Here is a 17,083-nt window from a genome sequence, read left to right on the forward strand (position 1 = left end):
AGAGAGGTCGGCGCATGTGGGACGTGACAGTTGTGATCCCCAATTTTAACGGGATCTCATATCTGGATGCCTGTCTGCGTACGGTATCTGGGCAGACGGGGATATCCCCGGAAATTATAGTGGTAGACAATGGCTCTTCAGACGGCAGTCAGGATTTTATCCGAAATCATTATCCGGATGTAAGATTGATCTGTCTGGAACAGAATTACGGATTCTGCCGGGCGGTTAATGAAGGAATCGCTGCGGCAAAGAGCCCTTATGTCATATTATTAAATAACGATACGGAAGTGAAGCCGGATTTTGCCCTGCATCTTCTGAAGGCGATCCGGGCAGACCGCAGGAGGTTTTCCTGTGCGGCCAGGATGCTTCAGTATCAGAACCGGGAGCTCCTGGACAACGCGGGTGATTTTTACTGTGCGCTTGGCTGGGCATATGCCCGGGGGAAAGGAAAGCCTTCCTCCCGTTATACGGCGGGGCAGCGTATTTTTTCTTCCTGCGCCGGAGCGGCGATCTACCGGAAGGAAGATCTGGAACGCCTGGGAGGCTTTGACGATGCACATTTTGCGTATCTGGAAGATATGGATCTGTCATACAGGGCGAGGATCCATGGTTTTTATCACTGGTATGTTCCGGAGGCGGAAGTGTATCATGTGGGGAGCGCGACCAGCGGTTCCCGGCATAATCGCTTTAAAGTGATTCATTCGGCGGGCAACAACGTCTATTTGATTTATAAGAATATGCCTATTTTACAGGTGATTCTGAATCTGCCGTTCTTGTGCGCCGGATTTCTTGTGAAGTATTTGTACTTTGTTAAGAAGGGATTCGGGAAGGATTACAGAGAGGGGCTGAAACGCGGAATTGCTCTGTGCCGGGAGCATCCGGACAGAAAGATAAGATTCCGTACGGAAAACCTTCCTCATTATGTCAGAATCCAACTGGATCTCTGGAAGAATATGCTGCTTTTAGGGTGAGGATTTTGATTAAAGATAATCAAAAATATTTTAACCGGCTTCATGTGATCATCGATGCGGCAGTGATTACCATCTCATATCTGCTGGCATGGGTGTGTAAGTTTATCTTGCTGAGAGACCCTCTTGGACTTACCTTTGTCCAATATTGTTATGCTTTGATCGGGATCGTACCGCTGTATCTGGTGCTGTATCTTGCATTCAATCTGTATACGCCCAAACGGGTGCAGGGACGGCGTCTGGAAGCAGGAAATATCATCAAGGCGAATACATTCGGCCTGCTGGTGATCATGGGCCTGCTGTTTCTGGGCAGAGATCATTATTATGGAAAAGATTACTCCAGAACCATGCTGTTTTATTTCTACGGAATTAATATTCTGCTGGAAGTGGAGGTCCGATGGCTGATCCGTATGCTGCTGCGCAAGATGCGCCGAAGCGGATTCAATCTTCGGCATATTATCTTTGTGGGATACAGCAGCGCTGCCGAGGGCTTCATTGACCGGATCTTCGCCAATCCACAGTGGGGATACCGGATACAGGGGATTTTGGACGATAATAAAGAGATCGGTTATAAATATAAAGGAGTTCCGGTGCTGGGGACGACTGACGGGTTGGAGGAAATCCTGGAGAACAACCGTCTGGATGAGATCGCTCTGACGCTGAGCCTTCAGGAGTATTATAAGCTGAAGCGAATTGTGGCCATCTGTGAAAAGTCAGGCGTGCATACAAAATTTGTTCCGGATTATAATGATATTATACCGACCAGACCTTATACGGAAGACCTTCTCGGGCTTCCGGTTGTCAATATCCGGCATGTTCCTCTGACGAACACGTTCAATATGATCTGCAAGCGCACGATGGATATCATCGGCGCGATCATCGCGATTATTATTTTTTCACCGGTTATGCTGGTTACGGCCATCCTGGTAAAGACTACCTCGAAAGGGCCGCTGATATATAAACAGGAGCGTGTAGGGCTCCATAACCAGATTTTTCAGATGTATAAGTTTCGTTCCATGGAAGTACAGTCTCCGAAGGCCGAGCGAAAGGCATGGACGGTCCGGAATGATCCCCGTGTGACCAAAGTCGGGAAGATTATCCGGCGCACCAGTATTGACGAGCTGCCCCAGCTGTTTAATATCCTGAAAGGGGATATGAGTCTGGTGGGGCCGCGTCCGGAACGCCCGTTCTTCGTGGAAAAATTCCGGGAGGAAATCCCTCGGTATATGGTAAAACATCAGGTTCGTCCGGGGCTTACTGGATGGGCTCAGGTAAACGGTTACCGGGGAGATACATCGATTAAAAAACGCATTGAGTACGACCTGTATTATATTGAGAACTGGACACTGGGCCTGGATATCAAAATCCTGTTCCTGACGTTCTTCAAAGGCTTTGTAAATAAGAATGCTTATTAACAGGCGTAGAAAGGATGAATTATGGCAAAAGAAACGATGAAAAGACCAAGCTCAAGGAAGAGCGCGTCCAAACGAAGCGAATCGGCGGCACCTGCAGCTTCCGGGAAGAGAAGAAAGGTTTCCAGGAAAAAAGCGGCTCAGAAGAAAAAACGCATGATCATTTTTGGCGTGGAGATTGTAGCTTTACTCGCATTGCTGATCGGATTTTATGTGGTATGGCAGATGGATAAGCTGCAGGAACCTCAGCAGGCGGAAGGCGGCATAGAGGTAAATGAGGGACTCAGCGAAGAAGCGCAGCAGACCATGTCTGGCTATACCAATATCGCCCTGTTCGGTTTGGATACCAGAGAAGCAGGACAGCTGGGCAAAGGAAACCGAAGTGATACGATGATTATCGCAAGTATCAATAATGATACCAAAGAAGTGAAGCTGGTATCTGTGTACAGAGATACTTATCTGGATTTGACCAATGGCAGATATAATAAGGCAAACGGCGCATATTCCGCAGGAGGTCCGGATCAGGCTGTCAACATGCTGAACCGCAATCTGGATCTGGACATCCAGTATTATGTGAGCGTAGATTTTGCGGCACTGACAGAGACTGTGGATCTGCTGGGCGGCATCATGATTGACGTAGACGAATCTGAGATTGAGCATCTGAATAATTACACAGTAGAAACTTCCGAGGTTACGGGCGTAGAGACCGAGAAGCTGACGGAGACAGGATATCAGCTGCTGGATGGAGTACAGGCGACTTCTTACTGCCGTATCCGTTATACCGCGGGTGATGACTTCAAGAGAACAGAGCGTCAGCGTGAGGTAATCCTTGAAATTGCCAATAAGGCGAAAGAAGCGGATATTACCGAGATTAATGATATTATCAACGCAGTTTTCCCGATGGTGGCAACCAACTATACCAATGGTCAGCTTCTGGAGATGGCTCCTCAGCTTCTGGAATATGACATCGTGGATACAGTAGGATTCCCCTTCGACCGTGAGACCGGTACTATCAGCGGAAAGGGATCCTGTGTAATTCCGGTAAATCTGGAGAGCAATGTGATCCAGCTCCATGAGTACCTGTTCGGAAACGACGGATATACTCCGTCTCAGCAGGTACAGGATATTTCCGATCAGATTGTTTCGGATACAGGATATGATGTAGAAGAAGACACGAGCGCGGATGCAGGCGGAAGCGCTGCTGAAGAATAAAAATGTGGCGAGGGGAGACTCCCCTCGCCTTTTGTAAAAAGGAAGAGATTATGAGATTGGAAGCAGATGTGCTGATTCCCGTATATCGTCCGGGAAATCGTCTGGAGATACTTCTGGAACAGCTGCATACTCAGACCTGTCCGGCACGGAAGATAATTCTGATGAATACCGGAAAGCAGTATTTTCCGCCAGGACTGGAAGGAAAATATGAAGACGTTGAGATTCATCATCTCCGCAAAGAGGAATTTGATCACGGTGGAACCAGAGATCGCGGAATCCGGCTGTCTAAGGCGGATGTGGTAATATGTATGACCCAGGACGCTTTGCCGGCGGATGCTCATCTGATAGAGAATCTTCTGAAGCCTTTTTCGGATCCGCAGGTGTGGGCCACGTACGGGAGACAGCTTCCTGCGAAAGACTGCCGGGAAGTGGAACGTTATACCAGGAGTTTTAACTATCCGGAAGAAAGCAGGATAAAAGGCGCCGCTGATCTGGGAACTCTGGGTATCAAGACGTTTTTCTGCTCTAACGTGTGCGCCGCGTGGCGAAGGGACCGATATCTGGAACTGGGCGGTTTTGAGAAAAAAACGATTTTTAATGAGGACATGATCCTGGCGGGACATCTGATTCGTAAAGGAGGTCTGATCGCTTACTGCGCAGACGCAAAAGTGATTCATTCCCATAATTACAGCGCGCTGCAGCAGTTTCACAGAAATTTTGACCTGGCGGTGTCGCAGACCATGCATCCGGAGATATTTGGAGGAATCCGGTCAGAATCAGAGGGGATTCGCCTGGTGAAAATGAGTATGAAACATTGTCTGCAGATAGGAAAGCCCTGGCTTTGCTTTCAGGTATTATCCCAGAGCGCGGGAAAATATCTGGGTTATAAGCTGGGACAGAGATACGGGCAGCTTCCGAGAAAGATGATTCTGTGGTGTACGATGAACCCCACATTCTGGCAGGAGGAACGAAGATGAGAAAAAGATACGCGGCAGCGCTGGCATGTGTATGTGTATTGGGGATCGGCGGATGCGGAAAAGATCAGGAAACACTGGAACAGCAGATGACGCTTCGGAGCCAGGGTATGGATCAGGCACTGTCCGGAGACTACGAGAGCGCGATTGCATCCTATAATGAAGCGCTGTCGCTGGCGGGCATGCGCGCGGGGAATCTGGAACTGGACATTGCGTCCTATAAAGCGGCAGCCCAGTATCATGCGGGGGATCTGCAGGGAGCTGCAGACACATGTACGGCGGTACTGGATCTGAAGAAAAGCGCGGAGATGTATCTGACCCGCGGGTTGATATACAAAGCGGCCGGCGACACGGAAGCCGCAAACGCAGATTTTCAGGCGGCAAAAGATATGACCTCCTCAAAGGATCTGATTACGCTGGGACGGCTTTCCTATTACATGGAAGACTATAACGGTGCGAAGGATTATTTGGAACAGGCGTATGAGAATGGAGAGCAGGAGTCTCTTTACTGGCAGGGTGAACTTTACTGGCAGATGGGCAATAAAGATTATGCGGTAACCCTGTACCAGAGTTATCTGGAAGAACATACGGATCATCCGGATATCTATGCAAAGGTGGCTTCCTATCAGATGGATCAGGGAGATTATGAGAGCGCATTGTCTGTGATACAGGATGGAATCGCGCTGGGAGACTCTGAAAGCCTGCAGGAACTGTTAAGCTATGAAATCGCGGTATATGAACAGATGGGTGATTTTGCCACCGCGAAGGTAAAGATGGAAAGTTATCTGGAAAGCTACCCGGATGATGAGGGCGCGGCACGGGAATATGTATTTTTGAAAACCCGGTAAAATTATTTGAAAAACATCTTGACAAAGCACCCTACGGGGTGCTATTTTAAATACAGTAAATGTTAGCACTCTTGAATGACGAGTGCTAACAGTACTGAAGAAGGGGTGAGGACATGGAACTGGATGAGAGAAAGATCAAGATCCTTCAGGCGATCATTCAGAATTATATGGAGACCGGGGAACCGGTCGGTTCCAGGACCATTTCCAAATACTCAGATCTGAAGCTGAGTTCGGCTACGATCCGTAACGAGATGTCCGATCTGGAGGAAATGGGATATATTATCCAGCCGCATACGTCAGCCGGACGTATCCCTTCCGATAAAGGATACCGTCTGTATGTGGACCGGCTTATCCAGGAAAAAGACCAGGAAGTCACTGAGTTCAAGGAACTGATGATCCAGAGAACGGACCGGATGGAGCAGGTGCTGAAGCAGATCGTAAAAGTGCTTGCCACCAACACGAATTACGCGACAATGATTTCTACTCCTCAGTATCATCGCAATAAGCTGAAGTTCATTCAGCTTTCCAGAGTGGATGAGAACCAGATACTGGCGGTGATTGTGGCGGAAGGAAATGTGATCCGAAATAAACTGCTGCCGGCGGATGAGGCACTGGACGAGGAAACGCTGTTGAAGCTGAATATCCTTTTAAATACGGTGATGAATGGCAAGACAGTTGAAGAGATCAACCTTCAGATGATTTCCGCCATGAAGGAGCAGGCAGGTATTCACAGCAATCTGATCAGCGACGTGGTAGACGCTGTAGCGGAAGTTATCCATGCGGATGAAGGCATGGAAATCTACACCGGGGGCGCCACCAACATTTTCCGTTATCCGGAACTGAGTGACAATGGAAAAGCCAGCGAACTGATCAAGACACTGGAGGAGAAGCAGAATCTGGTGGAACTGGTCAACGAGACATTGAACAGTGAAGATAAGGGGATTCATGTATATATTGGAAATGAGACCCCGGTTCAGAGCATGAAAGACTGCAGCGTGGTGACCGCCACATATGAGATCGGTCAGGGCCTGCAGGGAACCGTAGGCATCATAGGGCCGAAGCGGATGGATTACGAAAATGTCATGAACGCACTAAAAACCATGATGGAACAATTGGATGAGGTGTTCCATAAATAGAAAGGTGGATAGACGTGGAAGAAAAAGATAAGAAACAGGAAATGAATCCGGAAGAGAAAGCAGAAGATATGGCGGGAGAAACCGTACCGGAGGCCTCCGCGGAAGAGGCGGAGACGGAAAAGGCAGAAGAAACGCAGGTTTCAGAAGAAGAGGCGTCAGAGTCCGGGGATGAGCCGGAGAACGGCGCGCAGAATGAGAAAAAAGGCTTCTTTAAGAAAAAAGAAAAAAAGGATAAAAAAGATGAACAGATCGCGGAGCTGACTGACAAGCTGAAGCGCCAGCTGGCGGAGTTTGAAAATTTCCGGAACCGCACGGAGCGTGAAAAGACGCAGATGTATACGGTAGGAGCCAGGGACGTGATCGAAAAGATACTTCCGGTGGTTGATAATTTTGAGAGAGGTCTCAAGAGTATTCCGGAGGAAGAAAAAGACGGACCTGTTGCAAGCGGCATGGATAAGATCTACAAGCAGCTTGTTGCGGTTCTGACAGATTTGGGCGTAACCCCTATCGAAACGGTAGGCCAGGAATTTGATCCCCAGCTCCACAACGCAGTGATGCATGTGGAAGATGAAGAAACAGGCGAGAATATGATCGTCGAGGAATTCCAGAAGGGTTATAAATATAAAGATGCAGTGCTGCGGCACAGCATGGTAAAAGTTGCAAATTAACAATTCAGATACAGGAGGAAAATGAAATGAGCAAGATTATTGGTATTGACTTAGGAACTACGAACTCATGTGTAGCTGTTATGGAAGGCGGAAAACCGACGGTTATCACCAATACGGAAGGTGCGAGAACAACACCGTCTATCGTGGCGTTTACCAAGACCGGCGAGCGGCTGGTAGGCGAACCGGCAAAGCGTCAGGCAGTGACCAATGCGGAAAAGACAATTTCTTCCATCAAGAGACATATGGGAACTGACTATAAAGTGGAGATTGAAGGCAAAAAATACTCTCCTCAGGAGATTTCCGCAATGATTCTGCAGAAGCTGAAAGCGGATGCAGAAAACTATCTGGGAGAAAAAGTGACGGAGGCGGTTATCACAGTTCCGGCATATTTCAACGATGCCCAGAGACAGGCTACCAAAGATGCAGGAAAGATCGCCGGTCTGGATGTAAAACGTATTATCAACGAGCCGACGGCAGCAGCTCTGGCATATGGTCTGGATAATGAGAAAGAGCAGAAGATTATGGTATACGACCTGGGCGGCGGTACATTTGATGTATCTATCATAGAGATCGGCGACGGCGTGATCGAAGTGCTTGCGACAGCAGGTGACAACCATCTGGGAGGTGACGATTTCGACCAGAAAGTTACGGATTGGATGATTTCCGAATTCAAGAAACTGAACGGTGTAGATCTTTCCAATGACAAGATGGCTCTGCAGCGTCTGAAAGAGGCGGCTGAGAAAGCAAAGAAAGAGCTTTCCACAGCGACCAGCACCAATATTAACCTGCCTTTCATCAGTATGAATGCTGACGGACCGCTGCATTTTGACATGAATCTTACAAGGGCAAAATTTGACGAGCTGACTCATGATCTGGTAGAACGCACCGCGAATCCGGTGCAGGCGGCGCTTCGCGACGCAGGCATTACTCCGTCTGAGCTCGGCAAAGTGCTTCTGGTAGGCGGATCTACCCGTGTGCCGGCAGTACAGGACAAAGTAAAACAGCTGACAGGACATGAACCCAGCAAGACTCTGAATCCGGATGAGTGCGTGGCAATCGGAGCGGCTATCCAGGGCGGTAAACTGGCAGGAGACGCCGGTGCCGGCGACATCCTTCTGCTGGATGTAACTCCGCTGTCTCTGTCTATCGAGACCATGGGCGGCATCGCGACCCGTCTGATCGAGAGAAATACTACGATTCCGACCAGAAAGAGCCAGATATTCTCTACTGCGGCCGATAATCAGACGGCGGTGGATATTAACGTGGTACAGGGCGAGAGACAGTTTGCGAAAGATAATAAATCTCTCGGACAGTTCCGTCTGGACGGTATCCCGCCTGCAAGAAGAGGCGTTCCGCAGATCGAGGTTACTTTTGATATCGATGCAAACGGCATCGTGAATGTATCCGCAAAAGATCTGGGGACCGGAAAAGAACAGCATATTACGATTACCGCAGGATCTAATATGTCTGAGGCGGATATTGATAAGGCGGTGAAAGAAGCTGCCGAATATGAAGCGCAGGATAAGAAACGTAAAGAGGCGATCGACGCGAGAAACGACGCGGACGCTATGGTATTCCAGACGGAGAAAGCGCTGGAAGAGGCCGGCGATAAGTTGGATCCCGCAGACAAATCTGCAGTAGAAGAGAAACTGAATTCATTGAAAGCAGTAGTAGAGCGTACGGCTAATCAGACAGATATCTCCGATGCGGATCTGGATGCGCTGAAATCCGGCAGAGAAGATCTGATGAACGCGGCGCAGAAACTGTTCCAGAAAATGTACGAGCAGACTCAGGGAGGCGCTCAGGGAGCAGGCCCGGATATGGGCGGTGCAGGACAGAGTCAGAGCGGTCCTGCGGATGATGTGGTTGACGGCGACTACAGAGAAGTATAAAAAGAGACAGGTGGAATTGCGGGAGGCAGGCATGCGCGGCATGCCTGCATTCCTGCGTGGAAGGGTAGAAGATTATGGCAGAGACGAAAAGAGATTATTATGAGGTCCTCGGTGTGGACCGAAACGCCGATGAAGCCGCCATCAAGAGTGCATACAGAAAACTGGCAAAAAAATACCATCCGGATGTGAATCCGGGAGATAAAGAAGCGGAACAGAAGTTCAAAGAGGCATCGGAAGCCTATGCGGTACTGAGCGATCCGGAAAAAAGGCGTAAATATGATCAGTTTGGTCATGCGGCATTTGATCAGGGCGCCGGAGGAGGCGGTTTTGGAGGCTTTGATTTTAACGGTGCGGATATGGGAGATATTTTCGGAGATATCTTCGGAGATATTTTTGGCGGCGGAAGAAGCCGCAGATCAAACAACGGTCCTATGCAGGGCGCAAATTTGCGCGCCAGCGTAAGGATTACATTTGAGGAAGCGGTGAAAGGCTGCGATAAAGAACTGGAACTGGTGCTGAAAGATGAGTGCGGCACTTGTCATGGTACCGGCGCGAAGCCGGGAACTTCTCCTCAGACATGTCCTAAATGCGGCGGAAAGGGCCAGGTGGTTTATACCCAGCAGTCTCTTTTCGGAATGGTGCAGAATGTGCGCACATGTCCGGACTGTAATGGTACAGGAAAGATTATCAAGGATAAGTGCCCGGATTGCTATGGTACGGGATATGTTTCCAGTAAAAAGAAGATTGCCGTTACGATTCCGGCAGGTATCGACAATGGGCAGAGTATCCGGATCCGCGGGAAAGGAGAGCCGGGCATCAACGGAGGCCCGAGAGGAGATCTTCTGGTGGAAGTCCTGGTTTCCCGTCATCCGATTTTCCAGAGACAGGATATGGATATCTATTCCACAGTGCCGATCAGTTTCCCGGTAGCAGCTTTGGGCGGCACGATCCGAATCAGGACGGTAGACGGAGAAGTGGAGTACGACGTAAAGGCCGGTACGCAGACAGATACCCGTGTTCGCCTGAAGGGCAAAGGCATGCCGTCTCTGCGCAATAAGAGTGTGCGCGGCGATCATTATGTCACGCTGGTGGTGGAAGTGCCCACAAACCTGAGCCACGCTGCTAAGGAAGCCCTGAGAAACTATGATATGGCGAATGATAATTCCCTGAATCAGAAGAGCGGGGGAGGAAAGCCGAAGAAAAAAGGCTTTATGGATAAACTGAAAGAAAATCTGGAGGATTTATAAAAATCTCTGGATGGGATAAATATTAAACCGGTACAAGGATAAGGGGTTCCGTTAATCCTTGTACCGGTTTGTTTTACGTATTTTTTATCACGACGCTCTCGACTACTCCGGCCACCTGTTCGCAGGCGTCTGCGCAATGCTCCAGGTAGATATAGATTTCACGCCAGCTGATGATCTCGATCGGATCAGTGCAGGTGGTGTGGAGCTGATGCAGATTGGTAATGAACAGCTGATCGGCTTCTTCTTCCATGGTGTTGACGTGGATGATATGTTCACGGAGGGCCTTGGACCTCCGGAAGTTCGGAAATTCTTCGATCAGGCGCTGAACTTCTTCACAGCAGCGAACGATGACATCCATAACTGCCAGTGCCTCCGGCCGGATGCTCTGTACGTTGTTGCAGTAGATCCTGAGAAGTACATCCTCTATTTTGTCAACCATATCGTCGATACTCTGGCTGAGCAGAAGGATGTCTTCCCGGTCGATAGGAGTGATAAAGGCTTTTGCCAGCACATTCAGGATCTCATGTTTTTTTTCGTCTGCGCCGTGTTCTATCCGGTGCATTTCTTCAATGCACTGCTCCATGGAGTCCGGATCGAATCTGCGCATGGTCTCGTCCAGAAGATGAGCGGCTCTGCAGGCATGCTCTGTGCAGGATTTGAAATTTTCAAAATAGAAAGAATCTTGTTTCTTTGACATAGAAATCTCCTTTTCATATTGTAAATAATCTCTGATCCCATTGCGGAAATCAGAAAATAAACATGAACAATTTTGCCATCAGGAAACTGATCAGACCGCATCCGGGAAAAGTAAAGATCCAGGTAAGCATCATATCTTTTACTACTCCGAAATTGATGGCAGAAATCCTTTTTACCGCTCCAACGCCCATGATTGCGCTGGTCTTGGTGTGGGTAGTAGATACCGGAATACCAAAGAGGCTGGAAAGCAGGAGGCAGAAGGCTGCCGACAAGTCTGCAGAGAATCCCTGGTATTTTTCCAGTTTTACCATATCCATTCCCACAGATTTAATTATTTTTTCGCCGCCTACGCTGGTTCCGATACCCATGACCGTACTGCACAGCAGCATAAGCCAGACAGGAATAGTGGCTCCAGCCACACTGTTCTGCCCATTGCAGAAGGCTACTCCCAGAAAAAGGACTCCAATGAATTTCTGGCCATCCTGAGCACCATGCATAAAGCTCATGGCCGCCGCTCCGAAAATCTGAGCACCGGTAAAGAAGCCGTTTGTTTTGCGTCTGTCCAGCCCGGAGCAGATCAGAGAGAGCAATTTGCAGATCACCCAGCCGCTTATAAAGCCCAGAGCAAGACTGAGCACCAGACCATAGAGCACCTTTACCCATTCGTTCATATTGACGCCGCTGATGCTGTTCTGTACGGCGATTGCGGCTCCTGTCAGACCGGCAATCAGGCTGTGGCTTTCACTGGTGGGAATACCGAAGTAAGAAGCGCCCACACTGTATACAACAATAGAAAAAAGTGCCGCACATAAGGCGATCAGCGCATTTCCGGTGTTCCCGCCGAAATCTACCATGTTGCTGATCGTAGAGGCTACGGAACTGTTGATGTGAGTCATGACCAGTACGCCGAGAAAATTGAACACCGCGCTCATGAGAATTGCCGAACGCGGCTTCATGCAGCGGGTTGTGACGCAGGTGGCGATGGCGTTGGGAGCGTCGGTCCATCCGTTGACAAAGATGACTCCCAACGTGAGAAGGACTGTGATGAGAAGCATGGGATTAGCCGCCATGCCGTGAATAAAGTACGAAAATGATACGTCCATAATTTTTACCTGTGTATAATCCTTTTACTTTAGATTTTGTCTTTATTATTCCCCAAAAGACAGAAAAAAGGCGGGACCTCCGGTAGGTTCCGCCCTGCAATCAAGGGAAATCACAAAACATTCCCGAAAGCACCTGTTTACTGCGAATAAATAGGAAGATATATTCTTCCTATGACAGACTCCACCACTTATCCCAGCGCCATCATGCTATCATCTATTTGGCGCAGAGTCAATACTTGTGAAAAATTTTTGTAAAATTCAGGTAAAATGACTACAAAAAAGTCAAATACAAAATGGACATTCTCCATAAGATGTGATAGAATGAATCCGAATGATAAGAACTAAATTAATATAAAAGGGTCTTATTGATTTGTACAAGGAGGAATTACAAAAATGGCTAGAAAAATGAAAACCATGGATGGTAATCATGCAGCCGCTCATGCGTCATATGCGTATTCTGACGTGGCAGCAATCTATCCTATCACACCTTCATCCGTTATGGCAGAAGCAACTGATGAATGGGCGACTCAGGGAAGAACCAATATCTTCGGACAGACGGTTCATGTAACTGAGATGCAGTCCGAGGCGGGCGCAGCAGGAGCCGTGCACGGTTCTCTGGCAGCAGGGGCTCTTACGACCACGTTCACAGCTTCCCAGGGTCTTCTTCTGATGATCCCGAACCTGTACAAGGTTGCTGGTGAGAGACTTCCGGGCGTATTCAACGTATCTGCACGTGCGCTTGCAAGCCATGCTCTGTCGATTTTCGGCGATCACTCCGATGTGTATGCCTGTCGTCAGACCGGAGCTGCAATGCTCTGCGAATCCAGTGTTCAGGAAGTTATGGACCTGACCCCGGTTGCACACTGTGCGGCAATCAAAGGACGCCTTCCGTTCATCAACTTCTTCGATGGATTCCGTACTTCCCATGAGATCCAGAAGATCGAGACCTGGGATTACGAAGACCTGAAAGATATGGTGGATATGGATGCCATCGACGCGTTCAGAAAAGACGCGCTGAATCCGAACCATCCGGTAGAGAGAGGATCTGCTCAGAACCCGGATATCTTCTTCCAGGCACGCGAGGCATGCAACCAGTATTACGACGCTATGCCGGCGATTGTTCAGGAATACATGGACAAGGTAAATGCGAAGATCGGTACGGATTATAAGCTGTTCAACTATTACGGAGCCGCTGACGCTGACAGAGTGATCATCGCCATGGGTTCTGTATGCGATACGATTGAAGAAACCATTGACTACTTGATGGCAGCAGGCGAAAAGGTCGGCGTTGTAAAAGTACGTCTTTACAGACCGTTCTGCGCAGAGGCTCTGGTTGCAGCCATTCCGGAGACTGTAAAGCAGATTACGGTTCTTGACAGGACGAAAGAGCCGGGCGCTCTTGGCGAGCCGCTGTACCTGGATGTGGTAGCTGCGCTGAAAGGAACGAAGTTCCATGACACGCCGGTATTCACCGGACGTTACGGACTGGGTTCCAAGGATACGACTCCTGCACAGATCGTGGCCGTATATAATAATACAACGAAACAGAAATTCACGATCGGTATCGTGGACGATGTAACCAACCTGTCTCTGGAGACCGGCGCTCCGCTGGTTACGACTCCGGAAGGAACTACCAACTGCAAGTTCTGGGGTCTGGGAGCAGACGGTACGGTTGGAGCAAACAAGAACTCCATCAAGATCATCGGCGACAATACCGACATGTATGCACAGGCTTACTTCGATTATGACTCCAAGAAGTCCGGCGGTGTGACCATGTCCCACCTTCGTTTCGGTAAGAAGCCGATCAAATCTACATACCTGATCCACAAGGCAGACTTTGTGGCATGCCACAATCCGTCCTACATCCGCAAGTACAACATGGTGCAGGAACTGGTAGACGGAGGAACCTTCCTTCTGAACTGCCCGTGGGATATGGAAGGACTGGAGAAGCACCTTCCGGGACAGGTGAAAGCATTTATTGCAAACCACAATATCAAATTCTATACGATTGACGGTGTGAAGATCGGTATTGAAACCGGCATGGGCCCGACCCGTATCAACACCATCCTGCAGTCCGCGTTCTTCAAACTGACCGGCATTATCCCGGAGGATAAAGCGATCGAACTGATGAAAGCCGCTGCAAAAGCAACTTACGGACGTAAGGGTGACGATGTGGTTCAGAAGAACTGGGCTGCAATCGATGCCGGTGCAAAAGAAGTAGTAGAGGTTCAGGTTCCGGAAAGCTGGAAGAATGCAGCTGACGAAGGACTGGATATGACCCATGCAGAGGGCGGAAGAAAAGATGCAGTGGATTTTGTAAACAACATCCAGGCAAAAGTATCCGCTCAGGAAGGCAACAGCCTGCCGGTATCCGCGTTCATGGATTATGTAGACGGTACGACTCCGTCCGGAACATCCGCATATGAGAAACGCGGTATTGCAGTCAATATCCCGATCTGGAATCCGGAGAACTGTATCCAGTGTAACAGATGTTCTTATGTCTGCCCGCACGCTGTTATTCGCCCGGTTGCTATGACCGCAGAAGAAGCGGCTGCAGCTCCGGAAGGAATGCAGATGATGGATATGACCGGAATGCCGGACAAGAAGTTTGCAATCGTGGTATCCGCGCTGGATTGTACCGGATGCGGTTCCTGCGTGAACGTCTGCCCGGGCAAGAAGGGCGCGAAGGCAATCGAGATGGCCAACATGGAAGCAAACCAGGGCGTTCAGGTTGGATTCGACTATGCCGTTACCCTGCCGGAGAAAGCAGATGTAATTGCAAAATTCAAAGAGACGACAGTCAAAGGATCTCAGTTCAAGACCCCGCTGCTTGAGTTCTCAGGCGCATGCGCGGGCTGCGGCGAGACTCCTTACGCAAAACTGATCACCCAGCTGTTTGGTGACAGAATGTATATCGCAAACGCAACCGGATGCTCTTCCATCTGGGGCAACTCTTCACCGTCCACTCCGTACACTGTGAACCAGAAGGGACAGGGCCCGGCATGGTCCAATTCTCTGTTCGAGGATGCGGCTGAGTTTGGTTACGGTATGCTGCTGGCACAGGATGCAGTCCGCGGCGGTCTGAAAGCGAAAGTAGAAGACTTGGTTGCAAATTCCGGCAACGCTGATGTGGCGGCAGCTGGTCAGGAATGGCTGGACACCTACGGAGTAGGCGCTACCAACGGAACGGCTACGGACAAGCTGGTAGCTGCTCTGGAAGCATGCGGCTGTGAAAAAGCTCAGGAGATCCTGAAACAGAAAGAATTCCTCGCTAAGAAGTCCCAGTGGGTATTCGGCGGCGACGGATGGGCATACGATATCGGATTCGGCGGCGTGGACCATGTTCTGGCATCCGGTAAAGATATCAATGTAATGGTATTTGATACCGAGGTTTACTCCAATACGGGCGGACAGGCTTCCAAGGCAACGCCGACCGGCGCAGTCGCTCAGTTCGCTGCAGGCGGTAAGGATGTGAAGAAGAAAGACCTGGCTTCCATCGCTATGAGCTATGGTTACGTATATGTGGCACAGATCTCCATGGGCGCTGACTTCAATCAGTGCGTGAAGGCGATCGCAGAGGCAGAGGCATATCCGGGACCGTCCCTGATCATCGCTTATGCTCCGTGTATCAACCATGGTATCAAGAAGGGTATGGCGAAAGCTCAGACAGAGGAAGAGCTGGCAGTTAAGGCTGGTTACTGGCATTGCTTCCGCTTCAACCCGGCACTGGCGGCAGAAGGCAAGGATGCGTTCTCCCTGGATTCCAAGGAACCGACCGGCGATTATCAGGAGTTCCTGGACGGAGAGGTGCGTTACAATTCTCTGAAACGTGCAAATCCGGAAAGAGCTGCAAAACTCTTTGCGAAGAACGAGAGCGAAGCAAAAGCAAGATACAGCTATCTGAACAAGTTGAAATCTCTCTATGGAGCAGAATAATTATTCTGACATATAAAACACGGAGGCGGCAGATGCCGCCTCCTGTTTTTTAAAATTCTTTATTTATGCAGTATTCCAGCACAGATTTCATCTGCGCCGAAACCCATTTATCACGATGATACAACAGTTGTTTCCATACATCTATATCCAGATCTTCTGTCTGAACATAGACAAGTCTGCCTTCTTTAATTCTTTTGGCGGTTACAAAATCTGGGAGAAAGGAGATGCCGGTTCCCTGTTCTACCAGGTAACAGATGAGATCTGTACTGCCGATTTCTAATATGGGACGGATTTCCAGAGAGCGTTCTGCCAGTTTCTCATCCAATAATCTTCGATAGCTCATCCCCTTTTCTGTCAGAATGAACGGCTGGCCTGCCAGTTCCCGGACAGAACAGGGAGATTGCATAGCCGCGGGAAATCTCGGGGATGCCACAAAATGCATAGGGATTCTCTCCTCTTTTGCGATTATGTATTCCGTGTTATAAATATGGCTGTCCAGTGTCAGCACCAGATCGGTTTCGTTCTGTTTGAGGAGACGAAACATCTCTTCTGTTTCTGCTGCGGTAATTTTTAATGTAATGCCGGGGTACTGTTTTCTGAAGCGGCAAAAATTATCTGATAAAAGTGAATGGCACAGAGAGTCGGCCATGGCAAGGCGTACGTGTCCGGATATGATTTTCGGCATCTGCGTATCGGCGGTCATTTTCTGCGTAAACTGAAGAATCTGGTGAGCGTACTGCAGCACTTCCTTTCCTTTTTCTGTCAGGACGACGGTGTGGTTGAAACGGTCGAACAGACGGGTGTCAAGCTCCGACTCCAGCTGTTTGATCTGAAAGGATACTGTGGACTGGGAAAAACCCAGTTTTTCCGCGGCTTTGGTAAAGCTGCTCAATTCAGCCACCTGAATAAAGGTAGACAAATTTTTTGTGTCCATAAATATCTCCTTGATATCGAAAAAATCAATTCTATTCATTTTGTTTATTGATTTTAC

At 49.1% G+C, this 17,083-nt stretch carries 13 protein-coding genes; 10 read left to right on the forward strand and 3 right to left on the reverse strand.

The window, feature by feature from the left end:
* Positions 1-14: 14 nt before the first annotated feature.
* From B5F29_RS06555 to dnaJ, 9 genes are all read left to right on the forward strand, one after another.
* Positions 15-971, forward strand: a complete 957-nt coding sequence (locus tag B5F29_RS06555; protein WP_087153853.1) for a glycosyltransferase family 2 protein — start codon at positions 15-17, stop codon at positions 969-971.
* Between the two features lie 5 nt (positions 972-976).
* Positions 977-2,383 (forward strand): undecaprenyl-phosphate glucose phosphotransferase, encoded by a 1,407-nt coding sequence (locus B5F29_RS06560; RefSeq protein ID WP_087153943.1) that lies wholly within the window; start codon positions 977-979, stop codon positions 2,381-2,383.
* Between the two features lie 21 nt (positions 2,384-2,404).
* The gene (locus B5F29_RS06565) at positions 2,405-3,592 is read left to right on the forward strand and encodes an LCP family protein (protein ID WP_242955597.1); all 1,188 of its coding nucleotides are present in this window, start codon (positions 2,405-2,407) and stop codon (positions 3,590-3,592) included.
* A 50-nt stretch (positions 3,593-3,642) separates the two neighbouring features.
* The gene (locus tag B5F29_RS06570; RefSeq protein ID WP_087153854.1) at positions 3,643-4,569 is read left to right on the forward strand and encodes a glycosyltransferase; all 927 of its coding nucleotides are present in this window, start codon (positions 3,643-3,645) and stop codon (positions 4,567-4,569) included.
* The gene (locus B5F29_RS06575; RefSeq protein WP_087153855.1) at positions 4,566-5,414 is read left to right on the forward strand and encodes a tetratricopeptide repeat protein; all 849 of its coding nucleotides are present in this window, start codon (positions 4,566-4,568) and stop codon (positions 5,412-5,414) included. The genes B5F29_RS06570 and B5F29_RS06575 overlap by 4 nt, the downstream gene beginning before the upstream one ends.
* A 113-nt stretch (positions 5,415-5,527) precedes the next feature.
* Positions 5,528-6,550: a heat-inducible transcriptional repressor HrcA gene (gene hrcA / locus B5F29_RS06580; protein WP_087153856.1), complete on the forward strand. Its 1,023-nt coding sequence runs from the start codon at positions 5,528-5,530 to the stop codon at positions 6,548-6,550.
* A 41-nt stretch (positions 6,551-6,591) separates the two neighbouring features.
* Positions 6,592-7,218, forward strand: a complete 627-nt coding sequence (gene grpE / locus B5F29_RS06585) for a nucleotide exchange factor GrpE (RefSeq protein ID WP_087153945.1) — start codon at positions 6,592-6,594, stop codon at positions 7,216-7,218.
* Between the two features lie 26 nt (positions 7,219-7,244).
* Positions 7,245-9,110, forward strand: a complete 1,866-nt coding sequence (dnaK, locus tag B5F29_RS06590) for a molecular chaperone DnaK (RefSeq protein WP_087153857.1) — start codon at positions 7,245-7,247, stop codon at positions 9,108-9,110.
* A gap of 74 nt (positions 9,111-9,184) precedes the next feature.
* Positions 9,185-10,357, forward strand: coding sequence for a molecular chaperone DnaJ (dnaJ, locus tag B5F29_RS06595; RefSeq protein ID WP_087153858.1), 1,173 nt, complete (start codon positions 9,185-9,187; stop codon positions 10,355-10,357).
* A gap of 73 nt (positions 10,358-10,430) precedes the next feature.
* On the opposite strand, the gene B5F29_RS06600 is transcribed toward dnaJ, so the two are convergent.
* On the reverse strand, positions 10,431-11,054 hold the full coding sequence (locus tag B5F29_RS06600) for a DUF47 domain-containing protein (protein WP_087153859.1): 624 nt from the start codon (positions 11,052-11,054) through the stop codon (positions 10,431-10,433).
* Positions 11,055-11,103: 49 nt separating this feature from the next.
* Positions 11,104-12,156: an inorganic phosphate transporter gene (locus tag B5F29_RS06605; protein WP_087153860.1), complete on the reverse strand. Its 1,053-nt coding sequence runs from the start codon at positions 12,154-12,156 to the stop codon at positions 11,104-11,106.
* 393 nt (positions 12,157-12,549) lie between these two features.
* Here B5F29_RS06605 and nifJ point away from each other — a divergent pair, with 393 nt between their 5' ends.
* Positions 12,550-16,092 (forward strand): pyruvate:ferredoxin (flavodoxin) oxidoreductase, encoded by a 3,543-nt coding sequence (gene nifJ / locus B5F29_RS06610; protein ID WP_087153861.1) that lies wholly within the window; start codon positions 12,550-12,552, stop codon positions 16,090-16,092.
* A 49-nt stretch (positions 16,093-16,141) separates the two neighbouring features.
* Here nifJ and B5F29_RS06615 read toward each other — a convergent pair whose 3' ends face one another.
* Positions 16,142-17,026, reverse strand: coding sequence for a LysR family transcriptional regulator (locus tag B5F29_RS06615; RefSeq protein ID WP_162608372.1), 885 nt, complete (start codon positions 17,024-17,026; stop codon positions 16,142-16,144).
* Positions 17,027-17,083 lie beyond the last annotated feature (57 nt).

Origin of the sequence: Lachnoclostridium sp. An196 (assembly GCF_002160135.1) — a bacterium.
Lineage (GTDB): Bacteria > Bacillota > Clostridia > Lachnospirales > Lachnospiraceae > Hominiventricola > Hominiventricola avistercoris.